Consider the following 13,812-nt stretch of genomic DNA (forward strand, 5'->3'; position numbering starts at 1 on the left):
GAGCTCTTCATGAGTTCTGGCCATCGGGCCATGACCCTCTTCGTCACCCTTCTTCTGGGGCTGACACTCGTCATATTCGGTCTGACCATGGGCTGGCCCTGGTGGGCTTGGTCGGCCAGTGGCCCGCTGTTACTGATCACCGCGTTGGCGACCTATCGAATGCTGCGCCCGAAACGGTCGGAGATCGCGCATGACGGCCTGTCCACGCCGGACCTTCCGCTACCCGAAGCGCAACGGCAGGAGCACCGGATCACGCATGTCGCACTGCCCAGTTCCGTCGCCGACTACGACTTCTCCTTCTCGGCCACCGTCCGCTGGACCGTGCTGGACGCCCCTGACGATGCCCCTTGGATCAATGCGGCAGGGCTCGCGGTGGAGGCGATACTGGAGCGGGCCAGGTCCGTCGCAGCACAGCAGCCCCCGAACCGCAGCTCGCTGGCCCGGCACCAGTTGGACGGCGCCCTGGCCACCATGCGGGTGGACGCCAGCGGGCGTGTGATGGCCATGGCACACAGTGTCGAACTGGACCTGCCTGAACACGACCGCGAGCGCCTCACCCGGCTCTCGAACGTGCGCAAGGACGAAGACGTGTGGGAGCACGAACGCAACTACGAGCGCAGCAAGAGGGCCTATCTGGGGGAGGACGTCCTGAAGGACACCGGCAGTGCCGTGGTGTGGTGGCTTTCCAGGAACGAGGAGGAGGTGGAGGGTGCGGTCGATCGCATCGGGGTGTTCGCGCAACTGTCCGCGGCGGCCAGGAACGAAAGCGTGGCGCCGCAATTCGAGCACATGGTGTACCGGCCCGGAGACCGCTCCGCCGAAGCGGAACCCGGCGAGACCCCGCTGACACCCGACGACCCGGTCGGTACCGGATCGGCCGACGAGACTGAGCCTCCTTTCCCCGCAGACTCCGTGCTCGCCTGTTTCGGTATCTCCCCCGACGACCCCGACCGGGACCTGTTCGCCACGCGCCTCGCCGATGTGGCGAGGGCCCACGGCAAACACCACGCCGAGGCCGCCTTGCGAGGCAGCTGCCTCACCGACGACAGGGACGGCGGCAACGGGGAGGGGCACGACCCCGAAAGGCCTGCCGAGGACGAATACGAGGGCGGATAGACGCCATCTCGGACACGCCGAGGCCCGGCCCCCAGTAGGGAAGCCGGGCCTCGGAGGGCGGTCGGGTGTGGGTTACAGGCCCGCGGCGGCGCGCAGGGCGTCGACTCGGTCCGTGCGCTCCCAGGTGAACTCGGGCAGCTCGCGGCCGAAGTGACCGTACGCGGCGGTCTGGCCGTAGATCGGGCGGAGCAGGTCGAGGTCGCGGATGATCGCGGCCGGGCGGAGGTCGAAGACCTCGTCGATCGCCTTCTCGATCTTCTCGGGGTCGATCTTGTGAGTGCCGAAGGTCTCCACGAACAGACCGACGGGCTCGGCCTTGCCGATGGCGTAGGCGACCTGGACCTCGCAGCGGGAGGCCAGGCCGGCCGCGACGACGTTCTTGGCGACCCAGCGCATCGCGTACGCCGCCGAGCGGTCCACCTTGGACGGGTCCTTGCCGGAGAAGGCGCCGCCGCCGTGGCGGGCCATGCCGCCGTAGGTGTCGATGATGATCTTGCGGCCGGTCAGGCCCGCGTCACCCATCGGGCCGCCGATCTCGAACCGGCCGGTCGGGTTCACCAGCAGGCGGTAGCCCTCGGTCTCCAGCTTGATGCCCTCGTCCAGCAGGGCCTTCAGCTCCGGCTCCACGACGAACTCGCGGATGTCGGGGGCGAGCAGCGACTCCAGGTCGATGTCGGAGGCGTGCTGGGAGGAGACGACCACCGTGTCCAGGCGGACGGCCTTGTCGCCGTCGTACTCGATGGTGACCTGGGTCTTGCCGTCGGGGCGCAGGTAGGGGATGGTGCCGTTCTTGCGGACCTCGGACAGGCGCTTGGACAGACGGTGCGCCAGGAAGATCGGCAGCGGCATCAGGGTCGGCGTCTCGTCGGACGCGTAGCCGAACATCAGGCCCTGGTCACCCGCGCCCTGCCGGTCCAGCTCGTCCTCGTCGCCCTCGACCCGGGCCTCGTACGCGGCGTCGACGCCCTGCGCGATGTCCGGGGACTGCGCGCCGATGGACACCGACACGCCGCAGGAGGCGCCGTCGAAGCCCTTCTTGGAGGAGTCGTAACCGATGTCCAGGATCTTGTTGCGGACGAGGGTCGCGATGTCCGCGTAGGCCTTGGTCGTCACCTCGCCGGCCACGTGCACCAGGCCGGTGGTGATGAGCGTCTCCACGGCGACCCGGGAGGTCGGGTCCTCACGCAGAAGCGCGTCGAGAATGGTGTCGCTGATCTGGTCAGCGATCTTGTCGGGGTGACCTTCGGTCACGGACTCCGAGGTGAACAGGCGACGGGACACAACGCTCCCTGTGGTTGCAGCGGCTGCTGGCTGATCATTTGCGGTCGACGCGGGGCTGCGCCCGGCGTCGACCGTGAACAGTTTATCGGTCAGACTCCGCCGACGGGCCACCCGTCTCGCCTCTCGGGAGCGCTGTGACCTGCGGCACGGGCATTCTGCCCAATGCCGGGCGGCCTTGACCAGGGTCGCCACGCCCAATTCAAGCGTGGCGTGAACACGACTCAAGGCCGGCCCGCCCGGGTGACGCGGTCAGCCCAGGCGCCGGACGACCAGGTCCCAGACGGTGTCGGCGAGGTCCTCCTTGGGGCCGTACGGCACCGGGGTCTCGCTGCCGTCGGCGCCCAGGACCACGGCCTCGCTCTCCTCGGCGCCGAAGGTCTTGCGCTCCCCCACCTCGTTGACAACGAGCAGGTCACAGCCCTTGCGGGCGAGCTTGGCGCGGCCGTTGGCGAGGACGTCGTCGGTCTCGGCGGCGAAGCCGACGATCACCTGTCCGGGCCGGGCCCGTTCGGCCGAGATCTCCGCGAGGACGTCCGGATTGCGCACCAGGACGATCGGATCGGGATCCTGGCCGTCCTTCTTCTTGATCTTCCCGGCGGCATAGGCGGCCGGCCGGAAATCGGCCACGGCGGCGGCCATGACCACGGCGTCGGCGTCCGCCGCGGCCTTCAGGACGGCCTCCCGCAGCTGCACGGCGGTGCCCACCCGGACGACGTCCACGCCCGCCGGGTCGGGCAGGCCGGTGTTGGCCGCGACCAGCGTGACCCGGGCCCCGCGGGCGGCGGCGGTGCGGGCGAGGGCGTAGCCCTGCTTGCCGGAGGAGCGGTTGCCGAGGAAGCGGACCGGGTCGAGCGGTTCGCGGGTGCCGCCGGCGGAGACCACGACGTGCCTGCCTTCGAGGTCGGGCGCGGCGCTGCCGCGGGCCAGCACCCGGCGGCAGGCCTCGAAGATCTCGCCCGGGTCGGGCAGCCGGCCCTTGCCGGTGTCGACGCCGGTGAGGCGGCCGACGGCGGGCTCGATGACGACGGCTCCGCGCCGGCGCAGGGTGGCGACGTTCTCCTGGGTGGCCGGGTGCTCCCACATCTCGGTGTGCATCGCGGGGGCGAAGACCACCGGGCAGCGGGCGGTGAGCAGGGTGTTGGTCAGCAGGTCGCCAGCGAGGCCGTGGGCGGCCTTGGCGAGCGTGTCGGCGGTGGCCGGGGCCACCACCACCAGGTCGGCGTGCTGGCCGATGCGGACGTGCGGGACCTCGTGGACGTCGTCCCAGACCTCGGTGGCGACCGGGTTGCCGGACAGCGCGGACCAGGTGGCGGCGCCGACGAAGCGCAGCGCGGAGGCGGTGGGCACCACCCGGACGTCATGGCCCGACTCCGTGAACCTTCTCAGCAGCTCACAGGCCTTGTACGCGGCGATACCGCCGCTGACCCCCAGCACGACCTTCGGCTTGTCCACCATGGCTCCTCGCATTCGAGAATCTGCACCACCCATGACACACCACAGGCCCGGCAGCGTGACTGCCGGGCCTGTGGATAAGTCAATCGCGATCTGAAAGTACTACTGCGCGGGGCCGTCGACAGCCTCGGAGGTCAGCAGACCGGCGTTGATCTCGCGCAGGGCGATCGAGAGCGGCTTCTCGTGCACGTGGGTGTCGACGAGCGGACCGACGTACTCGAGGAGGCCCTCACCGAGCTGCGAGTAGTACGCGTTGATCTGGCGGGCACGCTTGGCCGCGTAGATCACGAGGCTGTACTTCGAGTCGGTCGCCTCAAGAAGCTCGTCGATCGGCGGGTTGATGATGCCCTCGGGCGCGGTGATGGAAGAGGACACGCTCTACCTTCCGATGGATGGAAAAGAATCAGACATCGTGATCACAGTCACGATCACACAACGTCCATCAAGGCTAGCAGCTCGCGGGCCACGTCCTCGACGGAGGTGTTGACCAAGGTCACGTCGAACTCCGGCTCGGCCGCCAGCTCGGTCCGCGCCGCCTCAAGACGGCGCTCGATGACCTCCGGCGACTCGGTCCCCCGGCCGGTCAGCCTGCGCACCAGCTCCTCCCAGGAGGGCGGGGCCAGGAACACCAGCCGCGCGTCGGCCATGGACTCGCGGACCTGCCGGGCACCCTGGAGGTCGATCTCCAGCAGGACGGGCTCGCCCTTCTCCAGCCGCTCCAGCACGGCCGCGCGGGGCGTGCCGTAGCGGTTGCCGGCGAACTCGGCCCACTCCAGCAGCTCACCGTTGGCGATCAGCTTGTCCATCTCCTCGTCGGTGACGAAGAAGTAGTGGACTCCGTGCTGCTCGCCAGGGCGCGGCTTACGGGTGGTTGCCGACACCGAGAGCCAGACGTCGGGGTGTTCCTTGCGCATATGGGCGACGACCGTGCTCTTGCCGACCCCCGAGGGGCCGGAGAGCACGGTCAGCCGCGGACGTTCACTCATGCAGCGATTATTCCAGCAATCCCGGGGTGCCCGGGACTCCCGGTCCGCCGGGCGGGCGGACTCAGGAGCCGGTGCTGCCGAACTCACGCTCCAGGGAGGCGATCTGGTTCGAACCGAGACCGCGCACGCGGCGGCTCTCGGAGATGCCCAGACGCTCCATGATCTGCTTGGCGCGGACCTTGCCCACGCCCGGCAGGGACTCCAGCAGCGCGGAGACCTTCATCTTGCCGATGACGTCGTTTTCCTGGCCCTGCTTGATGACCTCGTGCAGGGAGGCGCCGGAGTGCTTGAGTCGATTCTTGACCTCGGCCCGCTCCCGGCGAGCCGCGGCGGCCTTTTCGAGCGCGGCTGCGCGCTGTTCAGGGGTAAGGGGCGGAAGAGCCACGCCTACGTCACCTCGGATGTCGAACTGTCGGATACGGACCGGTGAGGAACCTTGGACGCCCCACACCTGGGGGCTACGGACAACACATCGCCCGACCTCCCCGCACTGCCTTGAGGGGCACGGGAGGTTCCCCACTGCCTCGGAGACTAGCGGGCAAGTCCGCAAGAGTCAGCGAGAACAGCGGAAAAGTCCTGGTCAGCCTCCGTCAGGTCGGACATTTTGCACATATTGCCCCTGATTTGAGGGTGTATTCACACCGCGGACGGCGTGATCACGCTCCGCGGGGCACCGCCACCGCGGCTCAGCCGGCGGTGACGGCCTGCTGGATCTCCGCCGCGAACCGCTCGGCCGCCCCGCGCAGCGCGCCCGCGTCGGGACCGTGCCGCAGCACACCCCGGCTGACATTGGGCACGACGTTGCGGACGGCCGCCCCGAAGACCCGGGGGAGGTCGGCCGGGGTCGCGCCCTGGGCGCCGATGCCGGGGGCGAGGAGCGGGCCGCCCATGTCCAGGTCGTACGACGACAGGTCGCCGAGCGTGGCGCCGACGACCGCGCCGAAGGAGCCGAGCGGCTCCTCCCCCGCGTTCTCGGCCGCCAGGTGGGCCAGCATGGTCGCCCCGACCGTGCGGCCGTCGGCGCGCACCGCGTGCTGCACCTCGCGACCTTCCGGGTTCGAGGTGAGCGCCAGCACGAACAGCCCGGCGCCGCTCTCCCGGGCCAGCGCGACGGCCGGGGACAGCGAGCCGTACCCGAGGTACGGCGAGACGGTCAGGGCGTCGGAGAACAGCGGGGCGTCCGGGCGCAGGAACGCCTCGGCGTAGGCGGCCATGGTGGAGCCGATGTCGCCGCGCTTGGCGTCCATCACGACCAGGGCACCGGCCGCGCGCGCCTCCTGGACCGACTTCTCCAGCACGGCGAGGCCGCGCGAGCCGAACCGCTCGAAGAAGGCGCTCTGCGGCTTCAGGACGGCCACCCGACCTGCCAGCGCCTCGACGACCGTGCGGCTGAACCGCTCCAGGCCGGCGATGTCGTCGTCCAGACCCCACTCGGCGAGCAGGGAGGCGTGCGGGTCGATGCCGACACACAGCGGGCCGCGCTCGTCCATGGCACGCCGCAGCCGGGCACCGAAGGGTTCCAGGAGAGTCATGCGGGCTTCCTCACATCGGCGCCGACCGCGTCGGCGAGGGTGGCGTACGGGCTGGTGCGCAGGCGGGCGGCGAGGCCCTTGTGGATGGACCGGCACCAGAAGGGGCCCTCGTAGATGAAGGCGCTGTAGCCCTGGACCAGCGTCGCACCGGCCAGGATGCGCTGCCAGGCGTCCTCGGCGGTTTCGACGCCGCCGACACCCACCAGGGTGATCCGGTCGCCCACGCGCGCGTACAGGCGCCGCAGGACCTCCAGGGAGCGCGCCTTGAGCGGCGCTCCGGACAGGCCGCCGGTCTCCGCCACCAGCGCGGGCGCGGAGCTGAGGCCCAGGCCCTCGCGGGCGATGGTGGTGTTGGTGGCGATGATGCCGTCCAGGCCAAGCTCCACGGCGAGGTCGGCGACCGCGTCGATGTCCTCGTCCGCGAGATCGGGGGCGATCTTCACCAGCAGCGGGACGCGCCGGCCGGGGACGGCGCGGTCGGCGGCCTCGCGCACGGCGGTGAGCAGCGGGCGCAGGTGGTCCACCGCCTGGAGGTCGCGCAGGCCGGGGGTGTTGGGCGAGGAGACGTTGACGACCAGGTAGTCCGCGTGCGGCGCGAGCCGCTCGGCCGACTTCACGTAGTCGGCGACGGCCTCCGCCTCGGGGACGACCTTGGTCTTGCCGATGTTGACGCCGACGACGGTCTTGAAAACCGCCTCGCGCGAGGCCAGGCGGGCGGCCACGGCCAGCGAGCCGTCGTTGTTGAAGCCCATGCGGTTGATCAGCGCGCGGTCGGCGACGAGCCGGAACAGCCGCTTCCTGGGGTTGCCCGGCTGCGGCTCCCCCGTCACCGTGCCGATCTCGACGTGGTCGAAGCCCAGCATCGACATCCCGTCGATCGCGACGGCGTTCTTGTCGAAGCCGGCGGCCAGCCCGAACGGGCCGTGCATCCGCAGCCCGAACGCCTCGGTGCGCAGCTCCTTGTGGCGGGGCGCGAGGACGGCGGCGACGAAGGTGCGCAGCACGGGGACGCGGGCGGCCAGACGGATCCACCGGAAGGCCAGGTGGTGCGCCCGCTCCGGGTCCATGCGGCGGAAGACCAGCTGGAAAAAGAACTTGTACATGGTGTCCTCGTGAAGAGGGGGACACCGTTTCCGGTGTCCCCCTCGGGGCTGCTAGTCGCGGGCGGCGGTCAGGCGTTCCGCGTGTTCCTGGAGGGAGCGGACGCCCACGTCTCCGTGGTTGAGGGCGTCGATGCCCTGGACGGCCGCGGCGAGCGCCTGGACGGTCGTCAGGCACGGCACGGAGCGGGCCACCGCGGCCGTGCGGATGTCGTAGCCGTCGAGGCGGCCGCCGGTGCCGTACGGCGTGTTGACGATGAGGTCGACCTCGCCGTCGTGGATGAGCTGGACGATGGTCCGCTCGCCGTTCGGACCGGTGCCCTCGGACTGCTTGCGCACGACCGTGGCATTGATGCCGTTGCGCTTGAGGACCTCGGCGGTGCCGGAGGTGGCCAGCAGCTCGAAGCCGTGGGCGACCAGCTCGCGCGCCGGGAAGATCATCGAGCGCTTGTCGCGGTTGGCGACCGAGATGAACGCGCGGCCCTTGGTGGGCAGCGGGCCGTAGGCACCCGCCTGCGACTTGGCGTACGCCGTGCCGAAGACGGAGTCGATGCCCATGACCTCGCCCGTGGAGCGCATCTCCGGGCCGAGGACGGTGTCCACGCCCCGGCCGTGGATGTCGCGGAACCGCGACCACGGCAGGACGGCCTCCTTGACGGAGATCGGCGCGTCCAGCGGCAGCTCACCGCCGTCGCCGGTCTTCGGCAGCAGGCCCTCGGCGCGCAGCTCGGCGATGGTCGCGCCCAGCGAGATGCGGGCGGCGGCCTTGGCGAGCGGCACCGCGGTGGCCTTGGAGGTGAAGGGCACCGTGCGGGAGGCGCGCGGGTTGGCCTCCAGGACGTAGAGGATGTCGCCGGCCATCGCGAACTGGATGTTGATCAGTCCGCGCACGCCGACGCCCTTGGCGATGGCCTCGGTGGAGGCGCGCAGCCGCTTGATGTCGAAGCCGCCGAGGGTGATCGGGGGCAGGGCGCACGCCGAGTCGCCGGAGTGGATGCCGGCCTCCTCGATGTGCTCCATCACACCGCCGAGGTACAGCTCCTCGCCGTCGTAGAGCGCGTCGACGTCGATCTCGATGGCGTCGTCCAGGAAGCGGTCGACGAGGACCGGCCGGGAGGGGCTGATCTCGGTCGACTCGGCGATGTAGGAGGCGAGGCGGGTCTCGTCGTAGACGATCTCCATGCCGCGCCCGCCGAGCACGTACGACGGACGGACCAGGACCGGGTAGCCGATCTCGTCGGCGATCGCCTTGGCCTCGGCGAAGGTGGTGGCCGTGCCGTGCTTGGGAGCCGGCAGGCCCGCCTCGGCGAGGACGCGGCCGAAGGCGCCGCGGTCCTCGGCCGCGTGGATGGCCTCCGGGGAGGTGCCCACGATCGGCACGCCGTTGTCCTTCAGGGCCTGCGACAGGCCGAGCGGGGTCTGGCCGCCGAGCTGGACGACGACGCCCGCGACCGGGCCGGCCTGCTGCTCCGCGTGGACGATCTCCAGCACGTCTTCCAGCGTCAGCGGCTCGAAGTACAGGCGGTCGGAGGTGTCGTAGTCCGTGGAGACGGTCTCCGGGTTGCAGTTGACCATCACCGTCTCGTACCCGGCGTCGGCCAGCGCGAAGGAGGCGTGGACGCAGGAGTAGTCGAACTCGATGCCCTGGCCGATGCGGTTCGGGCCGGAGCCGAGGATGATGACGGCCGGCTTCTCGCGCGGGGCGACCTCGCTCTCCTCGTCGTAGGCGGAGTAGAAGTACGGCGTCTTCGCGGCGAACTCGGCGGCGCAGGTGTCGACCGTCTTGTAGACCGGGCGGATGCCGAGGGCGTGCCGGACCTCGCGGACGACGTCCTCGCGCAGGCCGCGGATCTCGCCGATCTGCTGGTCGGAGAAGCCGTGCCGCTTGGCCTCGGCGAGCAGGTCGCCGGTCAGCTCGGGCGCCTCGGCCAGCTCGTCCGCGATCTCCTTGATGAGGAAGAGCTGGTCCACGAACCAGGGGTCGATCTTCGTGTACTCGAAGACCTCCTCGGGCGTGGCGCCGGCGCGGATGGCCTGCATGACGGTGTTGATCCGGCCGTCGGTGGGCCGTACGGCCTCGCGCAGCAGGGTGTCCTTGTCGCCGGGGTCGCCGACGAAGGTGAACTGGCTGCCCTTCTTCTCCAGCGAGCGCAGCGCCTTCTGGAAGGCCTCGGGGAAGTTGCGGCCGATGGCCATGGCCTCGCCGACCGACTTCATGGTGGTGGTCAGCGAGGAGTCGGCCTGCGGGAACTTCTCGAACGCGAACCGGGGGGCCTTGACGACCACGTAGTCCAGGGTCGGCTCGAAGGAAGCCGGGGTCTCGGCGGTGATGTCGTTCGGGATCTCGTCCAGCGTGTAGCCGACGGCCAGCTTGGCGGCGATCTTGGCGATCGGGAAGCCGGTGGCCTTGGAGGCGAGCGCCGAGGAACGCGACACGCGCGGGTTCATCTCGATGACGATCACGCGGCCGTCCTCGGGGTTGACCGCGAACTGGATGTTGCAGCCGCCGGTGTCGACGCCGACCTCACGGATGATCGCGATGCCGACGTCCCGCAGCACCTGGTACTCGCGGTCGGTCAGCGTCATCGCCGGGGCGACGGTGATCGAGTCGCCGGTGTGCACGCCCATCGGGTCGAAGTTCTCGATGGAGCAGACGACCACGACGTTGTCGTTCTTGTCGCGCATCAGCTCCAGCTCGTACTCCTTCCAGCCGAGGATGGACTCCTCCAGGAGCACCTCGGTGGTCGGGGAGAGCGTCAGGCCCTGGCCGGCGATGCGGCGCAGCTCCTCCTCGTCGTGCGCGAAGCCGGAGCCGGCGCCGCCCATGGTGAAGGACGGGCGGACGACGACCGGGTAGCCGCCGAGGGTCTCGACGCCCTTGAGGACATCGTCCATGGAGTGGCAGATCACCGAGCGGGCGGACTCGCCGTGCCCGATCTTCTTGCGGACCTCCTCCACGACGTCCTTGAACAGGTCGCGGTCCTCGCCCTTGTGGATCGCCTCGGGCTTGGCGCCGATCAGCTCGACGCCGTACTTCTCCAGGACGCCGTTCTCGTGCAGCGAGATCGCCGTGTTCAGCGCGGTCTGGCCGCCCAGGGTGGGCAGCAGGGCGTCCGGGCGCTCCTTGGCGATGATCTTCTCGACGAACTCGGGGGTGATCGGCTCGACGTAGGTGGCGTCGGCGATCTCCGGGTCGGTCATGATCGTCGCCGGGTTGGAGTTGACGAGGATCACGCGCAGGCCCTCGGCCTTGAGCACGCGGCACGCCTGGGTGCCGGAGTAGTCGAATTCGGCGGCCTGGCCGATGACGATCGGGCCGGAGCCGATGACCAGGACGGACTGGATATCGGTGCGCTTAGGCACGCTGGCCCTCCATCAGGGAAACGAAGCGGTCGAACAGGTAGGCGGCGTCGTGCGGACCGGCTGCCGCTTCGGGGTGGTACTGGACGGAGAAGGCGGGCTGGTCGAGCAGCTGGAGCCCCTCCACGACGTTGTCGTTCAGGCAGACGTGCGAGACCTCGGCGCGGCCGAACTTCGTCTCGCTGACCTTGTCGAGCGGCGCGTCCACGGCGAAGCCGTGGTTGTGCGCGGTGACCTCGACCTTGCCGGTCGTACGGTCCTGGACCGGCTGGTTGATGCCGCGGTGGCCGTACTTCAGCTTGTAGGTGCCGAAGCCGAGGGCGCGGCCGAGGATCTGGTTGCCGAAGCAGATGCCGAACAGGGGCGTCTTGCGCTCCAGGACGGCGGTCATCAGGGCCACCGGGCCGTCGGCGGTCGCCGGGTCGCCGGGGCCGTTGGAGAAGAACACGCCGTCCGGCTCGACGGCGTAGACGTCGTCGGCGGTGGCGGTGGCGGGCAGGACGTGCACCTCGATGCCGCGCTCGGCCATGCGGTGCGGGGTCATGCCCTTGATGCCGAGGTCGATGGCGGCGACGGTGAAGCGCTTCTCGCCGACGGCCGGGACGACGTACGCCTCCTTGGTCGCGACCTCCTCGTAGAGGCTCGCGCCCTTCATCTGCGGCTGGGCCTGCACGCGCTGGAGCAGTTCCGCCTCGGAGGCGCCGTCGAGCGCGGTGCCGGAGAAGATGCCGGCCCGCATCGAGCCGCGCTCGCGCAGGTGGCGGGTGAGGGCGCGGGTGTCGATGCCGGAGATGCCGACCACGCCCTGGCGCTCCAGCTCGTCGTCCAGGGAGCGCTTGGCCCGCCAGTTGGACGGCACGCGCGCGGGGTCGCGCACGACGTAGCCGGAGACCCAGATGCGGCCCGACTCGTCGTCCTCGTCGTTCCAGCCGGTGTTGCCGATCTGCGGGGCGGTCGCGACGACGATCTGGCGGTCGTACGACGGGTCGGTGAGGGTCTCCTGGTAACCGGTCATGCCGGTGGAGAACACGGCCTCGCCGAAGGTCTCCCCCACGGCCCCGTAGGCGCGGCCGCGGAAGGTGCGGCCGTCCTCCAGGACGAGTACGGCGGGAACCCTCGCGGTTCCCCTGGTGGAGGTCGTCATCGTGCGCCTTCCGTGTCGTTGGTCATCTTGTTCAGGGTGTCGGCCCACTCGGTGTGCTCGGCCGAGTGGTCGGAGCGGAAGCCGGAGTCGATCAGCTTGTCGCCGTGTTGCCAGGTCACCACCAGCAGTCCGCCCTCGGTGAGGACCTTGCCCGCGATGCCCTTGTCCAGGCGGGCGCCGCGCAGGGCGGCCCGGGGGACGAAGAAGTCGGCGGCGCCGGGGCGCTCGACCTCAAGGCCCGCGTCGGTCAGGGTGAGCTCGGCCCGGCTGCGGGTGCCCAGGCCGTGGGCCACGATGCGGTCCAGCCACTGCCCGGCGGTGGTGGAGCCGTGGTAGCGGCCGCTCATGCTCAGTCTGACCGGGCCGGCGTCCTCGGGCGCGGCGGGCAGCGGCGGCAGGCCCGCCTGGAGGGTGCCGCGCCACTTCCAGCCCTCGCGCATCAGCCAGTAGACCAGCGCGATGAACAGGGCCAGACCGACGAGCCAGCCGATCCGGGCCCCCCAGTCGGTGACCTCGGCCGACTTCTGCGCCTCGGCCAGCAGGATTACAGGTGTCACGTGAGCTTCCCGTCGACGAGCGTGGCCTTGCCCCGCAGCCACGTGTGCGTCACACGGCCCGGCAGCTCACGGCCCTCGTAGGGGGTGTTGCGGCTGCGCGAGGCGAAGCCCGCGGGGTCCACCGGGCCACGGTATGCCGTGTCCACGAGCGTGAGGTTGGCGGGCTCACCAGCCGAGACGGGACGGCCGTGGCCGGTGGCCTGTCCGATCCGCGCGGGCTTGACGGACATCCGGTCGGCGACGCCGGCCCAGTCCAGCAGGCCCGTGTCGACCATGGTCTCCTGGACCACTGACAACGCGGTCTCCAGGCCGACCATGCCCATGGCGGCGGCGGCCCACTCGCAGTCCTTGTCCTCGTGCGGGTGCGGGGCGTGGTCGGTGGCGACGATGTCGATCGTGCCGTCGGCGAGCGCCTCGCGCAGGGCCATGACGTCGCGCTCGGTGCGCAGCGGCGGGTTGACCTTGTAGACGGGGTTGTAGGTGCGCACCAGCTCGTCGGTCAGCAGCAGGTGGTGCGGGGTGACCTCGGCGGTGACCCGGATGCCGCGGGACTTGGCCCAGCGGACGATCTCGACGCTGCCGGCGGTCGACAGGTGGCAGATGTGGACGCGGGAGCCGACGTGCTCGGCGAGCAGCACGTCCCGGGCGATGATCGACTCCTCGGCGACGGCGGGCCAGCCGCCCAGGCCCAGCTCGGCGGAGACGACGCCCTCGTTCATCTGGGCGCCCTCGGTGAGCCGGGGCTCCTGCGCGTGCTGGGCGACGACGCCGTCGAAGGCCTTCACGTACTCCAGCGCGCGGCGCATGATCACCGCGTCGTCCACGCACTTGCCGTCGTCGGAGAAGACGGTGACGCCGGCGGCGGACTCGTGCATGGCGCCGAGCTCGGCGAGCTTCTTGCCCTCCAGGCCGACGGTGACGGCGCCGATGGGCCGGACGTCGCAGTAGCCGTGCTCCCGGCCCAGCCGCCAGACCTGCTCGACCACGCCGGCGGTGTCGGCGACCGGGAAGGTGTTGGCCATGGCGAAGACGGCCGTGTAGCCGCCGCTCGCCGCGGCGCGGGTGCCGGTGAGGACGGTCTCGGAGTCCTCGCGGCCCGGCTCGCGCAGGTGGGTGTGCAGGTCGACCAGGCCCGGCAGCAGCACCTTACCGGCGGCCTCGACCACCTCGGCGCCCTCGGCACTCAGGCCCGTGCCGACCTCGGCGATGGTCTCGCCGTCGATCAGCACGTCCTGCGGCTCGCCGCCGAGCACCTTCGCACCACGGATCAGGATCTTGCTCATG

At 70.6% G+C, this 13,812-nt stretch carries 12 protein-coding genes; 1 reads left to right on the forward strand and 11 read right to left on the reverse strand.

Going from position 1 to position 13,812, the window contains the following annotated elements:
• Window positions 1–30 precede the first annotated feature (30 nt).
• Complete coding sequence (locus Srubr_RS04835; protein WP_189996308.1) at window positions 31–1,116, forward strand: hypothetical protein; 1,086 nt, start codon at window positions 31–33, stop codon at window positions 1,114–1,116.
• A gap of 72 nt (window positions 1,117–1,188) precedes the next feature.
• Here the strand turns inward: Srubr_RS04835 and metK are convergent, their stop codons facing one another.
• The 11 genes from metK to Srubr_RS04890 all read right to left on the reverse strand — a co-directional run bounded on the left by metK (window position 1,189) and on the right by Srubr_RS04890 (window position 13,811).
• Window positions 1,189–2,397 carry a methionine adenosyltransferase gene (gene metK, locus Srubr_RS04840; protein ID WP_189996307.1) on the reverse strand — a complete coding sequence of 403 codons (1,209 nt, stop codon included), beginning with the start codon at window positions 2,395–2,397 and terminating at the stop codon, window positions 1,189–1,191.
• Window positions 2,398–2,646: 249 nt separating this feature from the next.
• Window positions 2,647–3,852 carry a bifunctional phosphopantothenoylcysteine decarboxylase/phosphopantothenate--cysteine ligase CoaBC gene (coaBC, locus tag Srubr_RS04845; RefSeq protein WP_229926725.1) on the reverse strand — a complete coding sequence of 402 codons (1,206 nt, stop codon included), beginning with the start codon at window positions 3,850–3,852 and terminating at the stop codon, window positions 2,647–2,649.
• A 99-nt stretch (window positions 3,853–3,951) separates the two neighbouring features.
• The gene (gene rpoZ / locus Srubr_RS04850; protein WP_030620214.1) at window positions 3,952–4,224 is read right to left on the reverse strand and encodes a DNA-directed RNA polymerase subunit omega; all 273 of its coding nucleotides are present in this window, start codon (window positions 4,222–4,224) and stop codon (window positions 3,952–3,954) included.
• A gap of 53 nt (window positions 4,225–4,277) precedes the next feature.
• Window positions 4,278–4,835, reverse strand: a complete 558-nt coding sequence (gmk, locus tag Srubr_RS04855) for a guanylate kinase (RefSeq protein ID WP_189996305.1) — start codon at window positions 4,833–4,835, stop codon at window positions 4,278–4,280.
• 61 nt (window positions 4,836–4,896) lie between these two features.
• Window positions 4,897–5,220 carry an integration host factor gene (locus Srubr_RS04860; protein WP_003977346.1) on the reverse strand — a complete coding sequence of 108 codons (324 nt, stop codon included), beginning with the start codon at window positions 5,218–5,220 and terminating at the stop codon, window positions 4,897–4,899.
• 301 nt (window positions 5,221–5,521) lie between these two features.
• The gene (gene pyrF, locus Srubr_RS04865; RefSeq protein WP_189996304.1) at window positions 5,522–6,367 is read right to left on the reverse strand and encodes an orotidine-5'-phosphate decarboxylase; all 846 of its coding nucleotides are present in this window, start codon (window positions 6,365–6,367) and stop codon (window positions 5,522–5,524) included.
• Window positions 6,364–7,470, reverse strand: coding sequence for a quinone-dependent dihydroorotate dehydrogenase (locus tag Srubr_RS04870; protein WP_189996303.1), 1,107 nt, complete (start codon window positions 7,468–7,470; stop codon window positions 6,364–6,366). Before Srubr_RS04870 ends, pyrF begins: the two co-directional genes overlap by 4 nt.
• Window positions 7,471–7,521: 51 nt before the next feature.
• Window positions 7,522–10,830, reverse strand: coding sequence for a carbamoyl-phosphate synthase large subunit (carB, locus tag Srubr_RS04875; protein WP_189996302.1), 3,309 nt, complete (start codon window positions 10,828–10,830; stop codon window positions 7,522–7,524).
• Complete coding sequence (gene carA / locus Srubr_RS04880) at window positions 10,823–11,971, reverse strand: glutamine-hydrolyzing carbamoyl-phosphate synthase small subunit (protein ID WP_189996301.1); 1,149 nt, start codon at window positions 11,969–11,971, stop codon at window positions 10,823–10,825. The genes carB and carA overlap by 8 nt, the downstream gene beginning before the upstream one ends.
• Complete coding sequence (locus Srubr_RS04885; RefSeq protein ID WP_189996300.1) at window positions 11,968–12,528, reverse strand: PH-like domain-containing protein; 561 nt, start codon at window positions 12,526–12,528, stop codon at window positions 11,968–11,970. Before Srubr_RS04885 ends, carA begins: the two co-directional genes overlap by 4 nt.
• Window positions 12,525–13,811, reverse strand: a complete 1,287-nt coding sequence (locus Srubr_RS04890; protein WP_189996299.1) for a dihydroorotase — start codon at window positions 13,809–13,811, stop codon at window positions 12,525–12,527. Before Srubr_RS04890 ends, Srubr_RS04885 begins: the two co-directional genes overlap by 4 nt.
• Window position 13,812 lies beyond the last annotated feature (1 nt).

The organism is Streptomyces rubradiris, from assembly GCF_016860525.1.
GTDB lineage: Bacteria > Actinomycetota > Actinomycetes > Streptomycetales > Streptomycetaceae > Streptomyces > Streptomyces rubradiris.

What these genes read in the sequence shown, in the direction of transcription:
- carA (WP_189996301.1), bottom strand. Translation starts at nt 11,971, where the DNA reads ATGACGACCTCCACCAGGGGAACCGCGAGGGTTCCCGCCGTACTCGTC.
- gmk (WP_189996305.1), bottom strand. Translation starts at nt 4,835, where the DNA reads ATGAGTGAACGTCCGCGGCTGACCGTGCTCTCCGGCCCCTCGGGGGTC.
- Srubr_RS04835 (WP_189996308.1), top strand. Translation starts at nt 31, where the DNA reads ATGACCCTCTTCGTCACCCTTCTTCTGGGGCTGACACTCGTCATATTC.
- pyrF (WP_189996304.1), bottom strand. Translation starts at nt 6,367, where the DNA reads ATGACTCTCCTGGAACCCTTCGGTGCCCGGCTGCGGCGTGCCATGGAC.
- coaBC (WP_229926725.1), bottom strand. Translation starts at nt 3,852, where the DNA reads ATGGTGGACAAGCCGAAGGTCGTGCTGGGGGTCAGCGGCGGTATCGCC.
- Srubr_RS04890 (WP_189996299.1), bottom strand. Translation starts at nt 13,811, where the DNA reads ATGAGCAAGATCCTGATCCGTGGTGCGAAGGTGCTCGGCGGCGAGCCG.
- Srubr_RS04870 (WP_189996303.1), bottom strand. Translation starts at nt 7,470, where the DNA reads ATGTACAAGTTCTTTTTCCAGCTGGTCTTCCGCCGCATGGACCCGGAG.